1 pseudogene is annotated in these 1,006 nt (G+C 39.2%); it reads left to right on the top strand.

Going from position 1 to position 1,006, the window contains the following annotated elements:
* Positions 1-953: pseudogene (locus tag HX129_RS17700) on the top strand (IS3 family transposase); the annotation flags it as partial.
* Positions 954-1,006 lie beyond the last annotated feature (53 nt).

Below are 1,006 nucleotides of genomic sequence, written 5' to 3'. Positions count from 1 at the left end.
AAGTCCAAATATAGTGGTATGGATTTATCACTTATGACTCGGCTAAAAGAACTCGAAGCTGAAAATGCACGTTTAAAACGAATGTACGCTGATGAGCGCCTTAAATCAGATGTACTGCAAGATGCATTATCAAAAAAGTTTTAAGGCCACAACAGCGCAAATCACTTGCTCAGCAGGCGACTGAGCAATTTAATATTTCAGTCACTATGGCCTGTTTAATCTTCAATGTGAGTCAAACCTGCTATCGCTATAAGACCTGTTTGGATGATGAGAATCAGCAGATCGCACATTGGTTAATTCAGCTGACGAATGATCATAAAACATGGGGCTTTAAGCTTTGCTTCCTGTATTTACGTAATGTTAAGCAATATAAATGGAACCATAAGCGAGTTTACCGAATATACAAGGAACTTGAACTGAATTTAAGAATCAAACCAAACAAGCGCATAAAGCGTGAAATCCCTGAGAGGCTTGCTGTACCTGTTGTTCAGAATGAATCATGGTCGATGGATTTTATGTATGATCAATTGAGTGATGGGCGCAGTTATCGTGTCCATAATGTCATTGATGACTATAATCGTGAGTCTTTAATCATGGTGGTGGATTTTTCACTACCAGCTCAAAGAGTTCTGAGAGACCTAGATCAACTGATTGCATGGCGAGGAAAGCCCAAGCGTATTCGATCCGATAACGGCCCAGAATATGTGAGTGATTTAATGGATCAGTGGTGTAAAAAGCATGAGATTGAGCATGTTTTTACCCAACCTGGCAATCCACAGCAGAATGCCTATGTTGAGCGTTTTAATCGAACAGTGCGTTATGAATGTTTAAATCAGCATTTATTTGACAATATTGAGGAGGTACAAAACTATACAACTGCGTGGCAGTACTTTTATAATCATGAAAGACCACATATGGCAATTGATGGCAGACCACCTAACTTTAAACGATAACAAGGGCTTGGAGTTTTCTAATTTTGACCTCAGTTAATAATGGGGGTATTACC

Source organism: Acinetobacter sp. 251-1 (assembly GCF_030329305.1).
GTDB classification, from domain to species: Bacteria; Pseudomonadota; Gammaproteobacteria; order Pseudomonadales; family Moraxellaceae; genus Acinetobacter; species Acinetobacter piscicola_A.
The sequence above is the reverse complement of the archived record's forward strand: the minus strand, read 5'-3'. Positions and strand labels throughout refer to the sequence as shown.